At 56.9% G+C, this 20,612-nt stretch carries 21 protein-coding genes; 16 read left to right on the top strand and 5 right to left on the bottom strand.

Translation table 11 applies throughout. The features are described from left to right. The first annotated feature begins 215 nt into the window (after positions 1–215). The 9 genes from ACDI13_RS00925 to ACDI13_RS00885 are packed head-to-tail and all read left to right on the top strand — an operon-like array spanning position 216 to position 8,537. The gene (locus ACDI13_RS00925) at positions 216–473 is read left to right on the top strand and encodes a hypothetical protein (RefSeq protein ID WP_009462197.1); all 258 of its coding nucleotides are present in this window, start codon (positions 216–218) and stop codon (positions 471–473) included. Then, positions 470–1,732 carry a hypothetical protein gene (locus ACDI13_RS00920; RefSeq protein WP_316988677.1) on the top strand — a complete coding sequence of 421 codons (1,263 nt, stop codon included), beginning with the start codon at positions 470–472 and terminating at the stop codon, positions 1,730–1,732. The genes ACDI13_RS00925 and ACDI13_RS00920 overlap by 4 nt, the downstream gene beginning before the upstream one ends. Further along, complete coding sequence (locus ACDI13_RS00915; RefSeq protein ID WP_316988676.1) at positions 1,729–2,331, top strand: pilus assembly protein TadE; 603 nt, start codon at positions 1,729–1,731, stop codon at positions 2,329–2,331. Before ACDI13_RS00920 ends, ACDI13_RS00915 begins: the two co-directional genes overlap by 4 nt. Beyond that, positions 2,328–2,948 (top strand): hypothetical protein, encoded by a 621-nt coding sequence (locus ACDI13_RS00910; protein WP_316988675.1) that lies wholly within the window; start codon positions 2,328–2,330, stop codon positions 2,946–2,948. Before ACDI13_RS00915 ends, ACDI13_RS00910 begins: the two co-directional genes overlap by 4 nt. After that, positions 2,945–3,826 carry a Flp pilus assembly protein CpaB gene (cpaB, locus tag ACDI13_RS00905; RefSeq protein ID WP_316988674.1) on the top strand — a complete coding sequence of 294 codons (882 nt, stop codon included), beginning with the start codon at positions 2,945–2,947 and terminating at the stop codon, positions 3,824–3,826. Before ACDI13_RS00910 ends, cpaB begins: the two co-directional genes overlap by 4 nt. 32 nt (positions 3,827–3,858) lie before the next feature. Further along, on the top strand, positions 3,859–5,193 hold the full coding sequence (locus tag ACDI13_RS00900; protein WP_316988673.1) for a pilus assembly protein N-terminal domain-containing protein: 1,335 nt from the start codon (positions 3,859–3,861) through the stop codon (positions 5,191–5,193). Next, entirely contained in the window at positions 5,183–6,832 is a 1,650-nt protein-coding gene (locus tag ACDI13_RS00895) for an ATPase, T2SS/T4P/T4SS family (protein WP_372372601.1), read from the top strand. The genes ACDI13_RS00900 and ACDI13_RS00895 overlap by 11 nt, the downstream gene beginning before the upstream one ends. Then, positions 6,829–7,674 (top strand): type II secretion system F family protein, encoded by an 846-nt coding sequence (locus tag ACDI13_RS00890; protein WP_316988671.1) that lies wholly within the window; start codon positions 6,829–6,831, stop codon positions 7,672–7,674. The genes ACDI13_RS00895 and ACDI13_RS00890 overlap by 4 nt, the downstream gene beginning before the upstream one ends. Positions 7,675–7,676: 2 nt before the next feature. Next, the gene (locus ACDI13_RS00885) at positions 7,677–8,537 is read left to right on the top strand and encodes a type II secretion system F family protein (RefSeq protein ID WP_316988670.1); all 861 of its coding nucleotides are present in this window, start codon (positions 7,677–7,679) and stop codon (positions 8,535–8,537) included. 399 nt (positions 8,538–8,936) lie between these two features. Here ACDI13_RS00885 and ACDI13_RS00880 read toward each other — a convergent pair whose 3' ends face one another. Then, positions 8,937–9,713, bottom strand: coding sequence for a BPSS1780 family membrane protein (locus ACDI13_RS00880; protein WP_316988669.1), 777 nt, complete (start codon positions 9,711–9,713; stop codon positions 8,937–8,939). Positions 9,714–9,727: 14 nt separating this feature from the next. Then, the gene (locus tag ACDI13_RS00875; protein WP_316988668.1) at positions 9,728–10,699 is read right to left on the bottom strand and encodes a homoserine kinase; all 972 of its coding nucleotides are present in this window, start codon (positions 10,697–10,699) and stop codon (positions 9,728–9,730) included. A gap of 202 nt (positions 10,700–10,901) precedes the next feature. Between ACDI13_RS00875 and dusA the strand changes: the two genes are divergently transcribed. Beyond that, entirely contained in the window at positions 10,902–11,894 is a 993-nt protein-coding gene (gene dusA, locus ACDI13_RS00870) for a tRNA dihydrouridine(20/20a) synthase DusA (protein WP_316988667.1), read from the top strand. 20 nt (positions 11,895–11,914) lie between these two features. Here dusA and ACDI13_RS00865 read toward each other — a convergent pair whose 3' ends face one another. Together ACDI13_RS00865 and ACDI13_RS00860 are read right to left on the bottom strand one after the other, a co-directional pair. Continuing rightward, positions 11,915–12,376 carry a CBS domain-containing protein gene (locus ACDI13_RS00865; protein WP_042481058.1) on the bottom strand — a complete coding sequence of 154 codons (462 nt, stop codon included), beginning with the start codon at positions 12,374–12,376 and terminating at the stop codon, positions 11,915–11,917. Continuing rightward, a complete protein-coding gene (locus ACDI13_RS00860; RefSeq protein ID WP_316988666.1) occupies positions 12,360–13,709 on the bottom strand; it encodes a YihY family inner membrane protein in 1,350 nt (449 codons plus the stop codon). The genes ACDI13_RS00865 and ACDI13_RS00860 overlap by 17 nt, the downstream gene beginning before the upstream one ends. Positions 13,710–13,789: 80 nt before the next feature. Between ACDI13_RS00860 and ACDI13_RS00855 the strand changes: the two genes are divergently transcribed. From ACDI13_RS00855 to ACDI13_RS00840, 4 genes are all read left to right on the top strand, one after another. After that, positions 13,790–14,200, top strand: a complete 411-nt coding sequence (locus ACDI13_RS00855) for a DUF2069 domain-containing protein (RefSeq protein ID WP_316988665.1) — start codon at positions 13,790–13,792, stop codon at positions 14,198–14,200. Between the two features lie 9 nt (positions 14,201–14,209). Beyond that, complete coding sequence (locus tag ACDI13_RS00850; protein ID WP_316988664.1) at positions 14,210–15,676, top strand: protein adenylyltransferase SelO family protein; 1,467 nt, start codon at positions 14,210–14,212, stop codon at positions 15,674–15,676. Positions 15,677–15,774: 98 nt separating this feature from the next. Next, the gene (gene aroC, locus ACDI13_RS00845) at positions 15,775–16,836 is read left to right on the top strand and encodes a chorismate synthase (RefSeq protein ID WP_316988663.1); all 1,062 of its coding nucleotides are present in this window, start codon (positions 15,775–15,777) and stop codon (positions 16,834–16,836) included. 66 nt (positions 16,837–16,902) lie between these two features. Continuing rightward, positions 16,903–17,730 carry a M48 family metallopeptidase gene (locus ACDI13_RS00840; protein ID WP_316988662.1) on the top strand — a complete coding sequence of 276 codons (828 nt, stop codon included), beginning with the start codon at positions 16,903–16,905 and terminating at the stop codon, positions 17,728–17,730. 70 nt (positions 17,731–17,800) lie between these two features. Here ACDI13_RS00840 and ACDI13_RS00835 read toward each other — a convergent pair whose 3' ends face one another. Then, entirely contained in the window at positions 17,801–18,232 is a 432-nt protein-coding gene (locus ACDI13_RS00835) for a carboxymuconolactone decarboxylase family protein (protein WP_316988661.1), read from the bottom strand. 300 nt (positions 18,233–18,532) lie between these two features. Between ACDI13_RS00835 and leuC the strand changes: the two genes are divergently transcribed. Then, on the top strand, positions 18,533–19,936 hold the full coding sequence (gene leuC / locus ACDI13_RS00830; protein WP_316988660.1) for a 3-isopropylmalate dehydratase large subunit: 1,404 nt from the start codon (positions 18,533–18,535) through the stop codon (positions 19,934–19,936). A 13-nt stretch (positions 19,937–19,949) separates the two neighbouring features. Continuing rightward, positions 19,950–20,594: a 3-isopropylmalate dehydratase small subunit gene (gene leuD / locus ACDI13_RS00825; RefSeq protein ID WP_230017937.1), complete on the top strand. Its 645-nt coding sequence runs from the start codon at positions 19,950–19,952 to the stop codon at positions 20,592–20,594. Positions 20,595–20,612: the final 18 nt, after the last annotated feature.

The raw sequence follows: 20,612 nt of genomic DNA, 5'->3' as shown, positions 1-20,612 counted from the left end.
AGTCAGTGAACACTGACTGGCATTTTTGTTGGAAGTACAGTGCCGTGGGCAAGTTCGCTTGACTTGGCACAGCCACTATCCACAATAACCATGCTTTTCGGGACGTAAGGAGCAGGTAGCTCTTAAAGCTGGACAAGCCCATCTAGCTCGGTTTTTGCGAATATTCAGGCCCGCTGCCAAGGGGCAGACTGTGAACTGACTTTTGGGAGATTCCAATGAGACAGTTCATCAGACGGCAGCGCGGCCAGGGCATGGTCGAGTATTTGATTATTGTGGCTTTGGTCGCGGTGGCGGCCATTGCTGTTTACCAGTCCTTCGGTCAGGTGATTCGCAACCAGACCGCGGCTATGGCCAAGGAACTGGCGGGCGAGGATGGTTCCGAGCAGACTCAACAAGCGCAATCGGCCGCGTCTGCTGCGGCCGCTCAAGGCAGTGCCAAGAGTCTGAAATCCTTTACGGGCAATGCACAATGAGGCAGCCCGACCATCCACAAGAGGGGGCGACACTGGCCTGGGGCCTGATCGCGCTGGCGCTCCTGTCCATTGCCTGGGGCGGCTACTTTCATGTGAACCAGATTGCCGAGCAACAAGGGCGCTTGTCCTTGGTGCTGGATGCGGCTGCTTATGGTGCCGCCACCGAGCAGGCACGTACCTTGAATTTGCTGGCGTATATCAATCGGGCGCAGTTGGGGCATCAACTGGCCTTGGGCCATTTATTGACCTTGGCAACGTGGGATAGAGCAGCACAAACCCAGTCCGGGCAAGCGCGTCGGGCGAATCCACCTGCTCACTTGGTGGCCATGATGTTTGGTTCCGCACATGGACTGGCCTATACCCAGGCGCGCTCTGCTGGAGACAATCAACAGGCCTTGGAACAGGCTTTCCAGGCCCATCAGCGTTTGGTCTATGAGGTGCTGGCTCAGGCCCAGCAGCAATTGGCAAAGGGCTTGCCGCAACGACGGCAAGCCATTATTCAGGCGACCCTGGACGGCAGTTTGCCGGATTGGCCCACTCAGGCAATTCGCTGGCAGTTTGAGCAGGACAGTTGGCCGCAGTTCCTGTCGCTGCAATCTGGGCAAGCGCAGTGGCAGTCGGGCTTGGCGCATTTGGTGTCCTTGTACGGGTTTCTGGCCCCACGGGATTATGAGGCTCGCTCTTACCCCGGTGTGGATCGGCGTTGTCCCTTGTGGCGGCACCGTTTGCGTCGCGCTGGTCGTACTGAGTTCGATAGCTCGGGCCGCTGGCATTCCAACGATACGCAGTCCATGCATATGGTGCGTTCCAACCGTTGGATAGGTTGTTACTTCCGTGAATATGCCATGGCATGGGGCCTGCAAACGCCAGCCCATAGGTCGGGGATTGATGCGCCGGATGATTTTTCAGGACAGAGCTTCTGGAAGTGGGCGTTGGAGCAGGGCAATGGCTCTTTGCTATCTGCTCAAGGTAATACAGTGGCGCAATCCTGGGCGCGACGAGACGCCAGACCCTGGAGTCAAAGGCCGTGGGTAGATGGGTATGTCTTGTCAGATCCCGAGCAGAGCGCCGGCCCTGATCTGGTGCTGACCTTGCAGGCCCAAGGCCATTTGGGTCAGATCGTTCATACGCGGGCGGCGGCCCAATCGTTTTTCTCCTTGCCACCGAATAGCGAGGATTCTGGGGGCGATGTGGAACCCAGCCTGTTTCTGCCTTTCTGGCAGGCACGGTTGATGGACGCAGGGGGCCGCCGATCATGAGCAAGCGACAAAAAGGGATGGCACTGGTCGAGGCCTGTTTGCTGGGCGTGGTGCTGGGCTTGATGGTCATGGCGGGGCGCTGGCTGATGCAGCAGCAGTATCGCTTACAGCAAATGCAGCAAAGCACGCATGTGAGCCTGTTCATGCACGATGCTCATGGTAAGCCGATTTCTGCTGTGAGCAGTGTTGTACAAGAAACAGTGCCCACCCGTTTTTTGGAGTCCTCGATACCGGCAACCCAGTCTTTGCAATGGGAGCTTCTGAGTCTGCGTAGCGGATTTTGGACGGCACAGTCGCGCGTTTCCATTCCGTGGCCGCGTTGGCTGGAGGAGTTGAGTACCAAAACGCAATTGCAGCGCCAATCTCACTTGTGGGCGGCTGCGGGGCAGGCGGCCAGTACACAGCAGACTCGTCAGCGTTTGGAAAACAGTACGACTGCTTGGGGTGAGGCAGTGGGATCGAGCAGACCCGCTGCCAGAGAAACGATACGACATGCAGGGCCTATGGACGCGGCCTGGGGACGGACGCCAGCTGATTTGGATTGGTTGAGTCGGTGGCAGGATTATGTGCCGGATCATGGATCCAAGGAGCGGTCATGAGACAGCTACTTGCCTTGCTCTTGCTGTTTCTGTTGATGCTCAGCCCTGTGCCGGCCAAAACGCAACCCTTGCGCCCGCCTTTGCAGGATTCCCAAGTTCAGTGGGGTCGCATACAAACGACACAGACTGATATCGGACCTGTGTATAGCTGGGGTCTGAGCACAGAGCTGGATGCGCAGACGTTGGCCTCTCGTTTGGAGCCATTCTGTGGTGCCCATTATGGCGCGATCAGAACGGAAGGCCAGTGGGTATTCCTGCGTGCCAAAGACGGTAAGAATTGCGTCTTGCGGCTGGAGGATATACAGGCTCCCGTCCTGTCGGGTTTGTTAAGCGTTTCCGAGCAAAGTCAGGCTGTTTTTCCCTCAGCTCTTAGGTCTGTGGCACCCATTGCCGGTGCTGTCTTGTGGCAGCACGAACAGCCAGGGCCAGTGCAAAGCTGGCTGTTGATAGCCGAGCCTGGATGGCAAGCGGATTTGCGTCGCAAGGATTGGGGAGCGGAGGCGGGCGAGCGTTATTGGCGCAAAGGTCCGTCCGAGCTGGATGTGATGGAACTGGAGCATGAGCAGCAGCGTTACCTGCTCTTGATCTGTCGTGCCTGTGAAAAGGAGGCTTCATGATTCGGGCAAAATTCTTGTGGCTATGTCGCCATCCCAGCGCAGGGTTTGGCCTCTTGGCCTTGTTGGCTGGTTTGATGGCTGCCGGGACTAGCAGCCGTTATCTGGACCGGCAGGAAGAAGCTCTGCGGCAGGCGGCGCATCGTGTGCAGTTGGATAGGGTGGTGGCTGCGTCCAGTCTGGCAGCGGGAACGGTGCTGCAAGCAGAGCATTTAGCCGCTCGCGCTTTTCCGGCGGAACTGGTGCCTAGTGACAGTTGGGATGTGTCGCAGTTTGAGAACTTATTAGGACAAGTGTTGAGCCAGCCTTTGCGGGCAGGGGATTTGATCAGCAAGGCGCATGTGCAGGAGGTCAGCAGCCCGTTTTCACAGCAACTGCTGTCAGGCAGGCGTGCCCTGACTGTGCCGGTGGATGCGATCAGTTCGGTGTCGGGCTTGATTCGCCCTGGAGATCTGATCGATATCTATGTCAGCTTTGATGACAGGCAGCGACGGGTAACGGCGCCGTTGTTGCAGTCTGTCCTGGTCCTGGCGACAGGGCAAAAGTCGGGGGAAGCTTCGGCCACTGCTCGTTTGGATAAGGATGCCTATAACACCTTGACCTTGGATGTAGGCCCGGACGATGCCTTGAAGTTACTGGCGGCCAGACAGCATGGACGCATCAGTGCCTTGCTGCGTAATCCGGATGACCATACACCTCATCAGGCGGCGGTGCGTGGGGAGCTGGCGGATATTCTGGGGCTCGGCTCGGGTGTCGCGCCCAAACAACCTGTACAGGTTTTGTACGGCAACAGACCGGCTGAGCAACTTGGCCAGGCAGAAGTGGAGCGCCTGGGTTGGCTGGATATGCCGGACGGCTTTTCTGTGGGGCAGCAGCCATGAGCAAAAATCGCTATTGGTGTAGGCGGGCGGCTATGAGTGTGCTGTCTGGAGCCCTGTGTAGTGCAAGTTTGCAAAGTCAGGCCCAGGGTTTGGGGCTACAAGTCGGTGAGTTGATGGTTCTACCTGATACGCAGGTGGAGCGGGTGGCGGTCGGCGACGGTGACATTGTTCACGCTGTCACCACGGAATCGGGCGAGCTGATTCTGTTTGCACGCAAGACGGGCAGCACGGTGGTGCAAGTCTGGTCTCATTCCGGGCAAAGCCAGTCCTACCACGTTGAGGTGTCACCCGAAAACCAGAGGCAAACCTTGGCGGAGCTACGTGGTTTGCTGGAGCGTATTCCTGAGCTACGTATCAGTGAATTGGGTGGCAAGTTGGTATTGGAAGGAGAAAGGCTGAGTGATCAGGACAAGCAACGCATTCAGGCTTTAAGCCAGGAGCACCCTCAATTGCTGGATTTCACGCAGCAGGACGGCTGGGAACCGATGGTCTTGCTGGATGTGCAGGTCGTCGAGGTACCACGTAACAGCCTGCGGGAGCTGGGAGTGCGCTGGGACGGTAGTTCCCAAGGCGGCTTGAGTATGGGCGGCGCCTGGGATGGGGCCACTCATCAGTTTCTGGATAGACCGGGTGAAGCTGTTTTGCCCTTGGCTTTTCCTGCCAAACAGGGGGCGGCGTTCTTTGGTGTTGGCGCCTTGATGTCTGCTCGCGTTCAGGCCATGGCTCAGGAGGGGCATGCGGTGGTGCTGGCGCAACCGCAGTTGTTGGCACGCAGTGGTTCGCAAGCCGAGTTTCTGGCCGGGGGCGAGTTGCCTTACACCACCACGGACGACAAGGGAAACAGCAAGACCAGTTTCAAGCCTTACGGTGTTTCGCTGCGCATTGTGCCGCGAGTGGAGCGTGGTGGCTTGGTGCGCTCACAGATCGAGGTCGAAGTCAGCTCTGTTGATGCCAGCTTGTCTCAACCTGCCGGGCCGTCTTTGAAGACTCGACGAGCCTCGACCGAGTTCAATGTGCGTTCTGGGCAGACCCTGGTGCTGGCAGGGTTTATTTCGCGGGAAGAGTCCCGGCATGTGGATCGCTTGCCGGGGCTGGCCAGTTTGCCCGTGTTGGGCGCCTTGTTTCGTTCTGAACGCTTTGCTCGGCAGGAAACGGAGTTGGCGGTTTTTGTGACCCCGACCTTGGTAGCGGCCGAACATCCTGATTTGTTGGCCAGGCAGGCGAATGCTGCGCAGTGGTTGGATCAAGCATTTCCGGATGCCCCACGACTGAATACGCCTGTGCGTGCTCTCCCCAAGGGGGCAAGGCAAGACGCTTGGTCGCAATGGGTAGAACCCGATAGTGAGGTGTTTCGTGTTGAACCTTGAGCTTGAGTCGGAGCTGGGGACGGCGCGCCCCTGCACGGTCAGTTTGCCTGCCTTGATAGGGCGTGATCCTGCCTGTGATCTTGTTCTGCCATCCTGGCGTATCGCACGTCAACATGCCAGTCTGTTGCAACGAGCGGGGGCAGTGTACATCCAGGATCATGGCTCGTTGACAGGGGTGCAACTAAACGGCAAACGGGTATATGACGATGGGCCCTTGCGCTTGGGGGATGTGCTGGTGCTGGGCGGGTTCAAGCTGCGGATTACTGGCGTTGGGCAGGCGGTTCAGCCGCGAAGTGAGATGGCTGTTCCGAACCAGGAGTGTCCAATGGAAACCTCCGAACCACCGTCTTTGCTCATGGAGGAGCCGCGACAGACTGTACAAGGTGAACAGGGCTTCTTTACGGCAGGGCAAGCAGATCTTTCAGTATCCGATAGTGAGTTGTTCAGACAAGAGCAGCAACGTCTGCATCAGGCCTTGTTAAGTGCTTTGGAGCTGGAGCGTCGGGACTTGTCCCGTGTAAGCGACAAGCAGCTGGAACAGGAAGCTTTCGACTGTCTGGGGCGCCTGATCCAGGCCCAATGCGCTGTTCCCAAGGATGAGCAGGCCAGATTGCAAGCCAGTGTTTGTGCCGAAGCGGTGGGTTTGGGACCTCTGGAGCCCTTGTTGGCCGATACTTCGGTCTCGGAGATCATGGTTAACCATTACGACCGGGTGTTTGTTGAGCAGGCGGGGCGGCTCCAGGCCCATCCCCTGGTGTTCAGCAGTGAGTCGGCCTTGCGGGCGATTATTGACCGCATTCTGGCTCCCTTGGGTAGACGGCTGGATATCAGCTCGCCCGCAGTGGATGGGCGCTTGGCGGATGGCTCGCGTTTCCATGCGGTACTGTCACCCATTGCGGTCAAAGGAACCTGCGTGACCATACGCAAGTTCCCCAAACGACGCCTGGGGCTGGAGGATCTGTTGCAGACGGGCAGTTTGTTACCGGAGATGGCTGCTTTCCTGCAACAGGCGGTGCAGCGGCGCTGCAATATTCTGGTCTCGGGTGGAACGGGTACAGGTAAAACCACCCTGCTGAATATGCTTAGCACGTGCATTGATTCAGGCGAGCGAATCGTTACCCTGGAAGATGCGGCCGAATTACAGTTGCAGCACAGCAATTGGGTGGCTTTGGAGTCACGGCCTGCGAATGCAGAAGGTCAGGGGCAGGTGGATATACGGAGTCTGTTGCGACAAGCCTTGCGCATGAGGCCAGACCGGATTGTGGTGGGGGAGTGCCGGGGTGCAGAAGCCTTCGACATGTTGTCGGCCATGAATACCGGCCACGAGGGATCGATGGGGACCTTGCATGCGAATACCCCGCGAGATGCCTTGTCACGTTTGGAAGGTATGGTCTTGATGGCTGGTCTGGATTTGCCTTTGCTGGTTGTGCGAGAGCATATCGCGCGGGCTTTGCACATTATTGTGCAGTTGAGCCGCTTGCCCGATGGCAAGCGTTTGGTTCACGAGATTGTGGAGGTGACTGGCATCGAGGCGCAGCGTATTCAACTGCAAACCTTGTACAGCTATCGCCCGGAGTTTGGTTTTGCTGCCAGTGGTTTGCGGTCGAAGTATGTTTCCCCACCCGAGGGGCAAGCATGAGATTGTTAAGTGTTTTGCTGATTGTCTTGGGCACCACCGCTTTGGCGTATGTGCTGCTGCGTTCAGGACAGGGGCTTGCTACGCGCTATAGACAGCAACTGCTTAAGCAGTCCGAGCAGAGCTTGCAGTCGCATTTTGTCTTTGTACGCAGCCAGTATCTGGCTGTTGGGGCCTGGGCCTTATTGCCTCTGATCTTTCTGACGGCGTGGTGGCTGATGCAGTCGTTCTGGCTGGCCGCGATAGTGGTCTTGTTGGCTGCGGCAGCGCCTTTAGTGCTTCTGCGCGGGCTGGCACGGCGACGCCTGGAAAAGTTACGACGACAATTGCCGGACTTTGTGCTGTCGTTGGCCTTGAGCTTGCAAGCAGGCTTGGCGTTGCAAGCGGCCTTGCAACAGTTGGCTCAATCCTTGCCTGCACCTTTGGGACAAGAGTTGCGCTTGCTCTTGCGCCAGCAGCGTTTGGGGGTGAATACCAAGGATTTGTATCGGGATCTCGTGGACCGAGTGTCTGTGCCAGAACTAGCCATGCTGGTCAGCGCCTTACAGATGGGCCAGAGTACAGGGGCGGGGCTGGGGGAGCGATTGAAGATATTGGCGCAAACCATTCGAGCGCGTCTGACGATCGAGGACAAGATCGTTGCCTTGACTGCTCAGGCTCGTTTGCAGGCGCGAATCATGTTCTGCTTGCCGGGTTTTGTGGCGGGAGCTTTATACCTTCTGGATGCCGCGGCATTTGAGCAAGCCTGGTTCAACACATTAGGCATTTGGGTGGCGGGGGCGCTAGTGGCCATGCTGGTGATAGGGCTGTGGTGGATGCAAGTGATTCTGCGCGGGGAGGGGTGAGTATGCTCGCATTGATCTGGATGCTCTCTGCCCTGAGTGCGGCCTTGTTCTTGATCGCGCTCCTCTGGGCTTGGCGTGGCCGATATCTGCTTTTGCTGCAAGGGGGCAGCAGTTTGGGGCAGGCGGCCTGGCAGGCGTGGGAAGCTCCGTTTTCCAGAGCTTTGAATATTTGCCTGTCCCTGCCTTTTGTACATGAGTGGCCCGAGCGATTATGGGGTTCGTATGCCAAGGAGGTACGGGAGTTTTTAAGCAAACGTGTGGCCTTGACTGGATTGCTCTCAAGTCTTGTCAGTGCTTTTTTGTTGACTCAGGGGGCTTCATTGCTGGAGCTGGCAGGGTTGGTTGTGATGGGTTTCTTCCTGAGCGTATTGCAAGCTATTTCGCGGGGAAAAAAATTGCAGCGCCGACATCATTCCCGCTGCCGCCGGGATTTGCCGTTCTTTCTGGATCTGCTGGTGCTGGCTGTCGAGTCCGGGCTGGGTTTGCAGCAGGCCTGGGCACGGGCAACGGAGGCCCTACCGCAAGGTAGTTTGCTGATCAGCTTGAACAAGGTACAGGGCGAGGTTCGAGCAGGACGGCGTTTGCCGCAAGCGATGCGTAATGTCGCTTTGAGCTTCAGGCAGGCAGAGTTGGAGGAGTTGGCCTTGTCTTTGGAGCTGGCGCAGGACACGGGTTTGTCCTTGGCCTTGTTGCTGCGTTCTCAAGCAGAAAAACTGCGTAGTCATTTACACCTGGAAGCCGAGCAAAGAGCCCTCAAACTACCCGTTTATTTGCTGGCTCCTTTGGTCGTATGCATTTTTCCCTGCACGTTTTTGGTGATTGCCATGAGTCTGTTAGGCCCTTGGTTGGCAGGGGGAGGCTAGGGGGATGACCATATCAGTACTGATCAAACAGCCGCTGCAGCAGGCGCAACCCCAGCCCCTGTATGTATTCGACGCCCATACTTTCTTGGCCCGTTGGCGCGGCTGGGATGCCCTTCCAAAGAACAAGGGTTTCACAACTGCTGTGTGGCTGCGGCCTTGCAGAGCGGTTCATCTATGGGGAATGCGCCAGGCTCTGGATATCTGCTTTCTGGATGAAAATGATCAGCCCTTGAGATTCTGTCCGGCAGTATTGCCAGGGGCAGTTCGTTGGCATAGAAGGGCGCGGTCGGTATTGGAAGCTCCGGTCGGCTATTTATCCAGACCGGAGCAGTTTTACCCTTGGGTGGCCGCCCTGCAGGAGATACGGCAAACAGGAGGCGGTGCAGGGCTGAACCGTGTTTAGTTTGGCTGGGTGTTGCCTGCTGGATCACCAAATACGCTGCGGTAAGCCGGGTAGAAGCTGGCGTAAAGAATGGCGGCCATGGTCAGGTTGATAGGTGTCAGCACCATGGTCGCCGTGCCTGGGCTTAAACCGGCCCCCAGTAATAGCCCGCCCAAGGTTTGGATGGCGAAAAAGGCAGCCGCCCAGCACAGGCCGTACAGCAGGAAGGCGGCCTTGTTACGCCAGCAGGCAACCATGGAAAAGAACAGGGCTTGCTTGACTGGGATGGCATGCCAGCCTACCAGCGCCGGAGCGTGCCAGAACAGGGCGGACAGGCCCAGGTACAGTACGAAGAACAAAATAATAGGCTTGCGAAAGGCCGCCATGACTTCTTGTGGAGTGGCATTGCTGTTGTCCATCAACTGGGACAGCTCATTCACAAAAGGGAAGGTCGCCACAAAGCCGACGACCAGGCAGGCCAGTAGGTAAATAAAGCCCAGCTTGATCAAACGGTTACGTACCGGGGCAGGCTTTAAGGGTTCGCTCCACATGCCCAGGCGGATGACTTCTCCCTTATGAATACGGCGACAGGCATTCTGGATGATGAAGGTCATGGTCGGGACCAGCACGATCAGCACCATCTGGCCGATGATGGGGAAAATATTGCTCAGGTTGATCAGGATGGAGGTGATCAGGCTCCAGAAGAACAGAGCAGCCGGTTGCAGCTTGAACAAGCGCAATCCTTCCTGAATCCAGTACCACCCGTAAAGAAAGGGGAGCTTGGCAGCTTGCATATCAGTATCCGTATTTATCGAGGGAGCGCCGGTACAGCATGGTCGCGACGCTGGCGCAGCACACGCTCAAAGTGCCGCGGGTCGTGCGGCTTCAGAGTTTGAGCGGGGCGGGGCAGATAAAAGTCGTACAGGCGCGAGATCCAGAAGCGCAGCGCGGCGGCCTGGATCAGTATAGGCCAGGCGCTGTGCTCAGCTTCGGTAAAGGGCCGCACCTGGGCGTAGGATTCCAGCCAGGCCTGGGCTTTTTCCTGGTTCAGGGCACCGCTCAGACGGTCGATACACCAGTCGTTAACAGCCACAGCCACGTCAAACAGCCAGGTGTCGCAACCGGCAAAGTAAAAGTCGATGATGCCGCCCATCTGGGGCGCTTCCGAGGTGCCGGCAAACAGCACGTTGTCGCGGAACAGGTCGCAGTGGGCCGGGCCTTGGGGCAAGGAGCGGTAGGTATCGCTGTCGGCAAAGTTACTTTGTTCGTGCAGAACCGCCTGAATCAGTTCGGACTGGCTGGCATCCAGGAAGGGCAGGACTTGGGGTACGGTGCTTTTCCACCAGCTCAAGCCACGCAGATTGGGCTGCTCCAGGGGGAAGTCCTGAGCGGCCAGGTGAGCCTGGGCCTGGGTGCGGGCGATCTGGCGGCAGTGTTCCACCGTAGGCTCGGGCTCGTAGCCCCCACGCAGACGCGTCACAATCGAGCAGGGTTTGCCATGCATGACACAGATGCGTTTGCCATCGCGGCGGGTCATGGGCTCGGGCACCGGCACCCCTTTGGCGGCCAGATGGTGCATCAGTTCGATGTAGAAGGGCAGTTGTTCCAGCGTCAGGACTTCAAATAAAGTCAGAACGTACTCGCCCTGGGTGGTGCTCAGAAAGTAGTTGGTGTTTTCAATGCCGGCGGTAATGCCTCGTAAGGAAACGAACTCACCCAGTGTGTAGTGTTCCAGTAGTTCGCGGGCGTCAAGTTCGCTGACAGAAGTAAAAACAGCCATGCTTTCAGTGAGAATCCGGTTGTTGGCGCATTTTTAGGCGCGCGAGTAGGTCAAACGGCTGATTTTAGACTAGTGCGCCAGATTTTTGGGGCCTTGCCGCGATTTACCGCGCTTTATCTTTGTCCTGTGGCCGGCTGAAACCATTAAAATGGGCGTTTTCCTTTTTTACCAAGCCTGCCGTCAGGCCTTTTGCTCCCTGTTTATGACTAATTTTGTGATGCCGGACAGCCAGATGTGGCGTTTGAGTGTGGCGCCCATGATTGATGTGACTGACCGCCACAGCCGCTTTTTTCATCGTCTGCTGGCGCCGCGCGCCTTGCTGTTTACGGAAATGATCACGACGGGTGCGCTGACGCACGGTGATCAGGCACGCCATCTGGATTTTGATCAGGCCGAGCATCCGGTAGCCTTGCAACTGGGGGGTAGTGACCGGGACGCCTTGGTCACCAGTGCCCTGGCAGGTGAGCAGTGGGGCTATGACGAAATTAATCTGAACTGCGGCTGCCCCTCTGAGCGGGTTCAAAAAGGTGCTTTCGGTGCCTGTTTGATGAATGAGCCGCAACTGGTGGCTGACTGCGTCAAAGCCATGCAGGATGCTGTATCGGTGCCTGTTACCGTCAAACACAGGTTGGGGCTGGATTACAACGAGTCCTATGATTTTGTGCGGGACTTTGTGGGTATGCTGTTCGAGTCCGGGTGCCGTGTCTTTACAGTACATGCCCGCAATGCGGTCTTGAAAGGCTTGTCGCCCAAGGACAATCGGGAGATTCCGCCTCTGCGCTATGACGTGGCTTTGCAACTGAAAAAGGATTTTCCCGAGGCGCTGTTCATTTTGAATGGTGGTATTCAGGAACCTGGTCAGGCAGTCGAGTTGGAACAACAGTTCGATGGCGTAATGCTCGGTCGCGCCGCCTGGCATACGCCAGCGGTATTAAGTGAGATTCATCGTCGCCTGTGGCCTGAGCATTCCGTGATGGACGAGGACACTGTGGTGGAGCAGATGATTGCTTATGCCCGGCACTATGTTCAGGTCGGTGTGCCGTTACGTATTGTGATCAAGAGCATGCTGGGCTGGCCGCACGGCAAGAAGGGCGCACGACAGTGGCGTCGTACCTTGTCCGATCACAATTGGCTGGCTAAAAACGATCCAGGCCTGCTTGCGCAGGCCTGGGAGCAATTGCAGCGCCAACAGTAAGGGCGGCTGGCGTGGGTGGGTCAGGGTGCGCTGGCCTGCTCGGAATCGGTAGGCCAGTCGCGGATGTAGGCTTTGAGCATATTGTTCTCGAACTGCTGGGCATGAACAATGGCACGCGCCATATCAAAGAAGGAAATAACCCCCATCAGCACCGGGCCGTCCATGACGGGCATGTAGCGTGCGTGGTTGTTCAGCATCAGTCGCTGCACTTCGTCGGCGCTGGTGTTGGGGGTAACACTGACGGGGGCGTCATCCATGATACTGCGCACCGTGAAGCCTTGGGCTTTGTCTCCCTGGGCGTGCCAGTGGCGAATGATCTCGCGAAAGGTCAACATACCCACCAACTGACCATGTTCCATGATCACCAGCGAACCAATATCCAGTTCGCTCATGCTCTGTACCGCTTTTTCGACGGTCATTTCGGGGGTGCCTGTATAAAGCGTGTCTCCCTTGACACGCAGGATTTCACTGACTTTTAGCATACTGGGTCTCCTGACCGGGATCGGCGTTTAGTATGGCTGGTTGTCCTGTCAGAATGCCTTGCGGCGACTCAAACAGTTCTTCCAGATTGGATAGTCGCTGATCGAAAAACTGAGAAAGATAATTGAATACATATTCTAGCGGACCCTCGTGGGTATGGGCGCGGTCCAGCAGAAATGCCTTGGTCAGTTGTTTCAGGCTGACCTGGCGCAGATCGCAACTCAGGACCCACTGTTCGTCATTGTCTTGCTGGGTATCCGCAATCAGCCCCATGGACTTGAGCTTGCATAAAATGCCGTACAGCTCGTCCGGGTCGCGTTCCAGCTTGTGGCTAAGTTCACGTATGCTCAGTCCCTGCTGATTCTGACGGTTCAGCCATAGCTGATAGAGCAGGTTCACCGCATCGGTAAAGGCGATGCCGGGCACATTGGTCTTGACCCAGTTGCGGCCACGCCAGTCGGGCAGAATCGCCACCATGGAGGCGCCCAGCAGGACGATCAGCCAGGAGATGTAAATCCACAGCAGGAAGATCGGCAGGATGGCAAAGGCACCGTAGATAATCGTGTAGGTGGGAAAGCGCGTCAGGTAGAAGGCGAAACCGGCTTTCATCAATTCCAGCAAGGCGGCCGTGACTACTCCGCCGATCAGGGCGTCGCGCCACCATACACGGCGGTTGGGCACATACATGAACAGTGCTGTCAGCCCCAGGGCAGTAAACAGGAAAGGCACGTAGGCCAGGGCGAAGGACACAATGCCGGACAAGTCGCCGATATACCCTAAGGACTCCCGCGCCAGAATGGTGGTGGCCCACAGGCTGGCACCTGTCAGAATGGGGCCCAGCGAAATAATGGCCCAGTACACAAGCAGGCGCTGGCCCAAAGGGCGCTGCGTATGAACTTGGAAAATATTGTTGAAGGTCTCGTCAATCGTCATGATCAGCATGATGGACGTGACAATCAGGAACAAGCTGCCTACCGCCGTCAGGCCGGAGGCTTTGGCGGCAAACTGGTTCAGATACAGCATGATGTTTTCTGATACCACCTCGGGCATCAGATTACGGGTCAAAAATCCTTCCAGAGCACTTTCAAATTCCTGAAACAGGGGGAAAGCGGTGAACAGGGCCAGCACCACGGTCAGCATGGGCACAATGGCCAGGATCGTGGTGTAGGTCAGGCTGGAGGCCACCTTCATCAGATCTTTTTCAGCCACCCGCTTGATGGCAAAGCGCGCCACACTTAAAAAGTGATGCTTGGCAGTGGGCGCGGGCTCCTGCTGCAAAGCAGGAGCGGTGTTTTCTGGATTCAAGTCTGTTTGTTCAGCTTGCTCAGAGGACATAGGAGGGTTCTCGTCGTTTTTCATAGCGGTTTGATGCGGCGGACGCTGCTTTTCGACAGGGTTCAGGTGATAATAACAGCATGCATGAACCTTTAAACCCCATACTTCATCGAGTGGCGGCCCTGGCTTTGGTCGCCTTGATTGCTTTGTGCCTGGCCTGGGAGCTTCATTTTGCGCCCTTGAAACCCGGCGGCTCCTGGCTGGTGCTGAAAGTGATTCCTTTGGTGCTGCCCTTGCGCAGCGTGCTCAAGGGCAATTTGTATACCCTGCAATGGACCTCCATGATGATTCTGCTGTATTTCGCAGAAGGGGTTATGCGTGCCTGGTCGGATCCGGTGGCAGACGTGTTGCCCTGGGCGATTGCCGAAATTGTCTTGTCCCTGATTTATTATTTCTGCGCCATTTTCTATCTCTGGCCTGCCAAGAAAGCAGCCAAGCAGCGTAGCAAGGCCGAAAAGGCCGAGGCTGCCAAAGCCGCCAAATCAGCCTAAGGAGGCGGTATGTCCAGCTTGTTTGATGGCTTGACCATCGCGCATCGTTTTGCAGATTTACCTTCTGCCTTTCACACCGTTGTTCCGCCTCAGCCTCTGGCCAATTCGCGCCTGCTGCACGTCAATAAGGAATTGGCGGCGCAACTGGGCCTGGATATCTCCCGTTTGGGGGAGCCGGAATTTCTGGATGTGGTCAGCGGCCAGGCTCCCTTGCCGGGTGGCCTGACGGTATCGGCTGTCTATAGCGGCCACCAATTCGGTGTCTGGGCGGGGCAATTGGGTGATGGCCGCGCACATTTGCTGGGGCAAATCGATACCCCCACGGGCCCGCAGGAATTGCAGTTGAAGGGCGCCGGTAAAACCCCGTACTCCCGTATGGGCGATGGCCGTGCCGTGCTGCGTTCCAGTGTGCGCGAATATCTGGCCAGCGAAGCGATGGCGGGTTTGGGCATTGCGACCAGCCGGGCCTTGGCCCTGGTTACCTCGGATACGCCTGTGTACCGGGAAACCGTGGAAACGGGCGCGATTGTGACCCGTGTTGCCCCCAGCTTTGTACGCTTTGGCTCGTTCGAGCATTGGGCTAACGACGCCACGCGTGTGCGAGAGTTGCTGGATTATGTGCTGCGCGAGTTCTATCCGGAATTGCTGGTCGAAGGCGATTCGGAGCAGGAACGTGTCTGTCGCTTTTTGCAGGAAGTGACGCACCGCAGCGCCCAGATGGTGGCCGACTGGCAAACCGTCGGTTTTTGCCACGGTGTCATGAATACTGACAATATGTCCATTCTGGGCTTGACCATTGATTATGGCCCGTACGGCTTCATGGACCGATTCCGTGTGAATCACGTCTGCAATCGCAGCGACAATCAAGGTCGTTACGCCTGGAATGCACAGCCTGCGATTGTGCATTGGAACTTGTACCGCCTGGCCAGCGCCTTGATGGTGCTGGATCCGGACGTCGATGCGGTAAAAGAGCGCTTGCAGACGTTTGAAGCCAGTTTTCTGAATCGCTATCACGCCAATTTGCAGGCCAAGCTGGGTCTGCGCACCTGGCAGGCCGATGATGCGCAACTGGTCGATGATTGGTGGCGTTTGCTGCACAACAGCGGGGCAGATTTTACCTTGTCCTTTCGTGCTCTGGCCCAGGCCAGCAAGGCGCCCGACGCTTTCTTGAGCCTGTTTGAAGGTTCTGAGGATCAGGCCCAGGCCTGGTGGCAGGCTTATAGCCAGCGTCTTGCCTTGGATGGTTCCGATACGCCCGAGCAGCGTGAGGCCATGAATCGCGTCAATCCCTTGTATGTATTGCGTAACCACTTGGCCGAGCAGGCCATTCAGGCCGCTGCCAAGGACGACGCCAGTGAAATCGACACCATGCTGATGTTGCTGCGCGACCCTTATACCGAGCGGGCCGGTTTTGAGGCCTATGCCATGCCGCCGCCAGAAGGCAGTGCGGAGCTGGCCGTCAGTTGTTCTTCCTGAAAGATCGGGCGCGGTCCAGGGCATGTCCGGATTCGGGAACAATGCCATAATCGTGCCTGTCTTTTATTTTTCCTCATTTCTTTGCGTTCACTCTCTCTATGTCCGGCAATACTCTAGGTAAAAGCTTTCGCGTCACGAATTACGGCGAATCTCATGGTCCAGCGATTGGCGCAGTGATCGACGGCTGCCCTCCGGGCCTGGAGCTGTCTGAACAGGATATTCAGTTTGAACTGGATCGCCGCCGTCCTGGCACCTCGCGCCACGTAACTCAGCGCCGTGAGCCCGACCAGGTGGAAATCCTGTCCGGCATTTACGAAGGCCGTACCACGGGCACGCCCATTAGCCTGTTGATTCGCAATTCCGATGCGCGTAGCAAGGATTACGGCAATCTGCTGGACACTTTCCGCCCCGGCCATGCGGATTACACCTACTGGAAGAAGTTCGAGAACCGCGACCCGCGTGGCGGTGGCCGTTCTTCGGCTCGCCTGACCGCGCCTACCGTGGCTGCCGGTGCGATTGCCAAAAAATGGCTGGCCGAGCACTTCGGCGTGAAGATTCGCGGCTATATGAGCCAACTGGGCCCTGTCGCCATTCCGTTCAAAAGCTGGGATGTGGTCGAGCAGAATCCCTTTTACGCGCCGGATCTGGACGTCGTGCCGCAGTTGGAAGCCTATATGGATGAGCTGCGCAAAGAAGGCGAATCCATTGGTGCCCGCATTGAAGTCGTGGCCGAAGGCGTGCCTGCTGGTTGGGGTGAACCTATTTACGACCGTCTGGATGCCGATATCGCCCACGCCATGATGGGGTTGAATGCCGTTAAAGGTGTGTCCATTGGGGCTGGCTTTGACTGCATTACGCAAAAAGGCTCGGAGCACGGTGATGCGCTGTATCCCGATGGTTTCAAGACCAATCAGGCCGGTGGCGTGCTGGGTGGTATTTCCTCGGGGCAGGCCGTGACGGTTTCCCTGGCGATCAAGCCTACCGCCAGCATCCGCACCCTGCGCCCTTCCGTGAACCGTGCCGGTGAAGCGGTCGAGGTCCAGACTCTGGGCCGTCACGATCCTTGTGTGGGCATTCGTGCCACCCCCATTGCTGAAGCCTTGCTGGCGATTGTGTTGATGGACCATTGCCTGCGTCACCGTTCGCAGTGTGGTGTCTGAGTTTAAGCATTTGCGCAGAGGCATAGCACTGCATTTTCTTGTCAGGTTTGTGTGTCGGAGCTGATCATGAAAGGTATTGCGACAGTAAAACGCGTTGTTGTGACCGGTCTGATTCTGGTCATGACAGGTTGCGCCACGGTGCAGACTACGCAAGGCGGCGCTGTAGGTGTTGAGCGCAAACAGTTCATTTCCAATCTGGTGTCCGAGGCCGAGCTGAATCAGGTGGCTGCCCAGAATTATGCCCAGGTGCTGTCTCAGGCTCGGCAGCAAAAGGCGCTGGATACGGATGCGACCCAGACTCGTCGGGTCAAAACGATTGCTCAACGCTTGATTGATCAAGTCGGTGTTTTTCGGGCCGATGCGCGCTCCTGGAACTGGGAGGTCCATGTCATCAATCAGGACGAGGTCAATGCCTGGTGCATGCCGGGTGGCAAGATGGCGGTTTTCAGTGGCCTGATTAAACGTATTCGGCCTACTGACGCGGAACTGGCCGCCGTCATTGGCCATGAAATGGCCCACGCTTTGCGTGAGCATTCGCGTGAGCAGGTTTCCCAAAAAATGGCGACGTCTTTTGGCTTGACTGTTTTGTCCGCCCTGACCGGCGTGCAAGCGGTGAACGATCTGGGAGGTACGCTGAGCGAAGTGATGTTTGAGCTGCCCAATAGCCGTACCCATGAGTCCGAAGCGGACTTGATTGGCGTTGAACTGGCTGCGCGTGCTGGCTACGACCCGCGTGCGGCAGTGACTTTGTGGCAGAAGATGGGCGCCTTGGAGCAGGGCAGAAGTCAGCCGGAATTTTTGTCTACCCATCCGGCTTCTTCAACCCGGATTGCAGATTTACAGGCAATCTCGGAGCGGGTCATGCCCTTGTATCAGCAGGCCCCTAAGCCGTGAAAACTGATTTTTAAATGACTTAAGCCAGTACCGATGACGCCCTCAGGATTGAGGGCGTTTTTCATGGGTATTACTTGCGCATGCTGATGGCTAAACGGTTGAAGGCGCCCATCAGGGCAATTGCAAAAGTCAGGTCCGAGATTTCTTCATCACTGAAATGGGCTTTCAACGGCTTGAAGTGCTCGTCGGGGGCATGACTGTGGGCGATACCCACCACCGACTCCGTCCATTCCAAGGCTGCACGTTCGCGTTCGTCGAAGTGCGCGCTAACGCGCCAACCTGCCAGGCTGTCTATCTTGGCATTGGCCACGCCTGAGCTGCGCAGGGACGAGGCATGCATCTCCAGACAAAAGGAGCAGCCATTGATTTGCGAAATACGTAAATTGACCAGTTCGATCAACTCTTTGCCCAGGCTGCTTTTGTCCAATGCCAGTTTCGTTTGCAGTAGACCTTGATAAGCTTTGGGAGACAGGGTGTCGTAGGGAAGACGAAGTGCGCTCATGGCGTATCCAATTGAAAGTAAGACAAGGGGAGGCAGCCTTTCTCCAGGCTACTGGCTTTACTGACGGATTATGCATGATTAAAGTCCTAGCCATTAATGCGACACATCCGTCAGGGTCAGTTGCACGCAGGGGATAGGGGGTGCCGTTCGCGTACCGTCTGACCCGTTACTATCCTGGTAGTTCCAATACTAGGATAGTAACTGGCCTTGTCCCAGTTACTGCGCCTGTCATAATAAGAAAAAATTTATATGCGGCCTGCTTTGTGCGGGTTGTAGTCTTAACTGAATCGCGAGAGCGCAATGGCAAAAACCTTATACGATAAGCTGTTCGATGAACACGTCGTGCATCAGGACACGGATGGCACCTGTTTGATCTACATTGATCGCCACTTGCTGCATGAAGTGACCAGCCCCCAGGCCTTTGAAGGTCTGACACTGGCCGGCCGCAAGCCGTGGCGCATCAGTGCCAACCTGGCGGTGGCGGACCACAATGTTCCTACTACCTCCCGCCAGAATGGCATTACAGACCCGATCTCGCGCCTGCAGGTCGACACCCTGGACGCCAACTGTGAAGAGTTTGGCATTACCGAATTCCGCATGAACGACGTGCGTCAGGGCATTGTGCACATTGTTGGCCCCGAGCAGGGCGCCACCTTGCCCGGCATGACCGTGGTGTGTGGTGATTCCCACACCAGTACGCACGGTGCGGTGGGCGCTTTGGCTTTTGGTATCGGTACGTCGGAAGTGGAGCACACGCTGGCCACTCAAACTTTGCTGATGAAAAAAAGCAAAAGCATGTTGATCCAGGTGGATGGCAAGCTGCCTTTTGGCTGTACCGCCAAAGACCTGATTCTGTACGTGATCGGTCAGATTGGTACTGCGGGTGGTACCGGCTATGCCATTGAGTTCGGCGGCTCGGCGATTCGCGCCTTGTCTATGGAAGGCCGTATGACGGTGTGCAATATGGCGATTGAAGCCGGTGCACGTTCGGGCATGGTGGCCGTGGACGAGCAAACCATTCAGTACTTGCGTGGCCGACCTTACTCGCCCAAAGGCGTGTTGTGGGATCAGGCCGTAGCGTACTGGAACACCTTGCATACCGACGAAGGTGCCGAGTTTGACCGCGTGATCCGTCTTGACGCCAGTCAGATCACCCCTCAGTTAACGTGGGGCACGTCACCTGAAATGGTGCTGCCTATCGACAGTCGCGTACCCGATCCTGAGAAAGAAAAAGATGAGGTTGCCCGCAACGGCATGGAGCGTGCCCTGGAATACATGGGTCTGACGCCCAATATGCCCTTGAGCGATATTCGTATCGACCGCGTGTTCATCGGCTCCTGTACCAATGCCCGTATTGAAGACTTGCGTGCGGCCGCCAGCGTGGCCAAGGGTCGCAAAGTGGCGTCCAACGTCAAGCAGGCCATGATTGTTCCCGGCTCTGGCTTGGTGAAACGTCAGGCCGAGCAAGAAGGTCTGGACAAAATTTTCCTGAACGCCGGTTTTGAGTGGCGTGAGCCTGGTTGCTCCATGTGTCTGGCCATGAACGCTGACCGTCTGGAACCCGGCGAGCGTTGTGCTTCGACCTCCAATCGTAACTTTGAAGGACGTCAGGGGCAGGGCGGTCGCACCCACTTGGTCAGCCCAGCCATGGCGGCCGCTGCCGCTATTGCTGGCCATTTTGTCGACGTGCGTTCGTTCAACTGAGGAAATCCACACCATGCAAGCATTTACTACTCATGAAGGTCTGGTTGCTCCCTTGGATCGGGAGAACGTGGATACGGACTTGATCATCCCCAAGCAGTTCCTCAAATCCATCAAACGTACCGGCTTTGGCCCCAACTTGTTTGATGAATTGCGCTATCTGGACCACGGCGAGCCTGGCATGGACAATTCCCGCCGCCCATTGAACCCGGACTTTGTGCTGAACCAGGACCGCTACCAGGGTGCTTCCGTGCTGCTGGCGCGCAAGAATTTTGGTTGTGGCTCCAGCCGTGAACACGCTCCCTGGGCTTTGATGCAATACGGTTTTCGCGCCATTATCGCGCCGTCCTTTGCCGATATTTTCTTCAACAACAGCTTCAAGAACGGCTTGCTGCCTATTGTCCTGAACGAGCTGGATGTTGCCCGACTGTTCGATGAAGTCAAAGCCTTCCCCGGTTACAAGCTGCGTATTGATCTGGCCGAGCAGCGCGTCATCACGCCTGAAGGTCGGGAGTTGCCATTCACCATTGATGCCTCGCGCAAGCACAGCCTCTTGAATGGCCTGGATGAAATTGGTCTGACCTTGCAGAAAGCGGACATGATCCGTCAGTACGAAGCCGAACGTCTGGCTCGTCACCCCTGGCTGGTTGGCCAGCCTTGAGCTTGCTTGCAGGCCCTT

The organism is Alcaligenes faecalis, assembly GCF_041521385.1.
GTDB lineage: Bacteria > Pseudomonadota > Gammaproteobacteria > Burkholderiales > Burkholderiaceae_B > Alcaligenes > Alcaligenes faecalis_E.
The sequence above is the reverse complement of the archived record's forward strand: the minus strand, read 5'-3'. Positions and strand labels throughout refer to the sequence as shown.

Excerpts from the sequence above, each read along its gene's own strand:
- ACDI13_RS00920 (WP_316988677.1), top strand. The coding sequence starts at position 470 with ATGAGGCAGCCCGACCATCCACAAGAGGGGGCGACACTGGCCTGGGGC.
- cpaB (WP_316988674.1), top strand. The coding sequence starts at position 2,945 with ATGATTCGGGCAAAATTCTTGTGGCTATGTCGCCATCCCAGCGCAGGG.
- ACDI13_RS00855 (WP_316988665.1), top strand. The coding sequence starts at position 13,790 with ATGCATGAACCTTTAAACCCCATACTTCATCGAGTGGCGGCCCTGGCT.
- ACDI13_RS00925 (WP_009462197.1), top strand. The coding sequence starts at position 216 with ATGAGACAGTTCATCAGACGGCAGCGCGGCCAGGGCATGGTCGAGTAT.
- leuD (WP_230017937.1), top strand. The coding sequence starts at position 19,950 with ATGCAAGCATTTACTACTCATGAAGGTCTGGTTGCTCCCTTGGATCGG.
- ACDI13_RS00885 (WP_316988670.1), top strand. The coding sequence starts at position 7,677 with ATGCTCGCATTGATCTGGATGCTCTCTGCCCTGAGTGCGGCCTTGTTC.
- ACDI13_RS00880 (WP_316988669.1), bottom strand. The coding sequence starts at position 9,713 with ATGCAAGCTGCCAAGCTCCCCTTTCTTTACGGGTGGTACTGGATTCAG.
- dusA (WP_316988667.1), top strand. The coding sequence starts at position 10,902 with ATGACTAATTTTGTGATGCCGGACAGCCAGATGTGGCGTTTGAGTGTG.
- ACDI13_RS00910 (WP_316988675.1), top strand. The coding sequence starts at position 2,328 with ATGAGACAGCTACTTGCCTTGCTCTTGCTGTTTCTGTTGATGCTCAGC.
- ACDI13_RS00875 (WP_316988668.1), bottom strand. The coding sequence starts at position 10,699 with ATGGCTGTTTTTACTTCTGTCAGCGAACTTGACGCCCGCGAACTACTG.
- ACDI13_RS00900 (WP_316988673.1), top strand. The coding sequence starts at position 3,859 with ATGAGTGTGCTGTCTGGAGCCCTGTGTAGTGCAAGTTTGCAAAGTCAG.
- ACDI13_RS00865 (WP_042481058.1), bottom strand. The coding sequence starts at position 12,376 with ATGCTAAAAGTCAGTGAAATCCTGCGTGTCAAGGGAGACACGCTTTAT.
- leuC (WP_316988660.1), top strand. The coding sequence starts at position 18,533 with ATGGCAAAAACCTTATACGATAAGCTGTTCGATGAACACGTCGTGCAT.
- ACDI13_RS00890 (WP_316988671.1), top strand. The coding sequence starts at position 6,829 with ATGAGATTGTTAAGTGTTTTGCTGATTGTCTTGGGCACCACCGCTTTG.
- ACDI13_RS00915 (WP_316988676.1), top strand. The coding sequence starts at position 1,729 with ATGAGCAAGCGACAAAAAGGGATGGCACTGGTCGAGGCCTGTTTGCTG.
- ACDI13_RS00840 (WP_316988662.1), top strand. The coding sequence starts at position 16,903 with ATGAAAGGTATTGCGACAGTAAAACGCGTTGTTGTGACCGGTCTGATT.
- ACDI13_RS00835 (WP_316988661.1), bottom strand. The coding sequence starts at position 18,232 with ATGAGCGCACTTCGTCTTCCCTACGACACCCTGTCTCCCAAAGCTTAT.
- aroC (WP_316988663.1), top strand. The coding sequence starts at position 15,775 with ATGTCCGGCAATACTCTAGGTAAAAGCTTTCGCGTCACGAATTACGGC.
- ACDI13_RS00850 (WP_316988664.1), top strand. The coding sequence starts at position 14,210 with ATGTCCAGCTTGTTTGATGGCTTGACCATCGCGCATCGTTTTGCAGAT.
- ACDI13_RS00860 (WP_316988666.1), bottom strand. The coding sequence starts at position 13,709 with ATGTCCTCTGAGCAAGCTGAACAAACAGACTTGAATCCAGAAAACACC.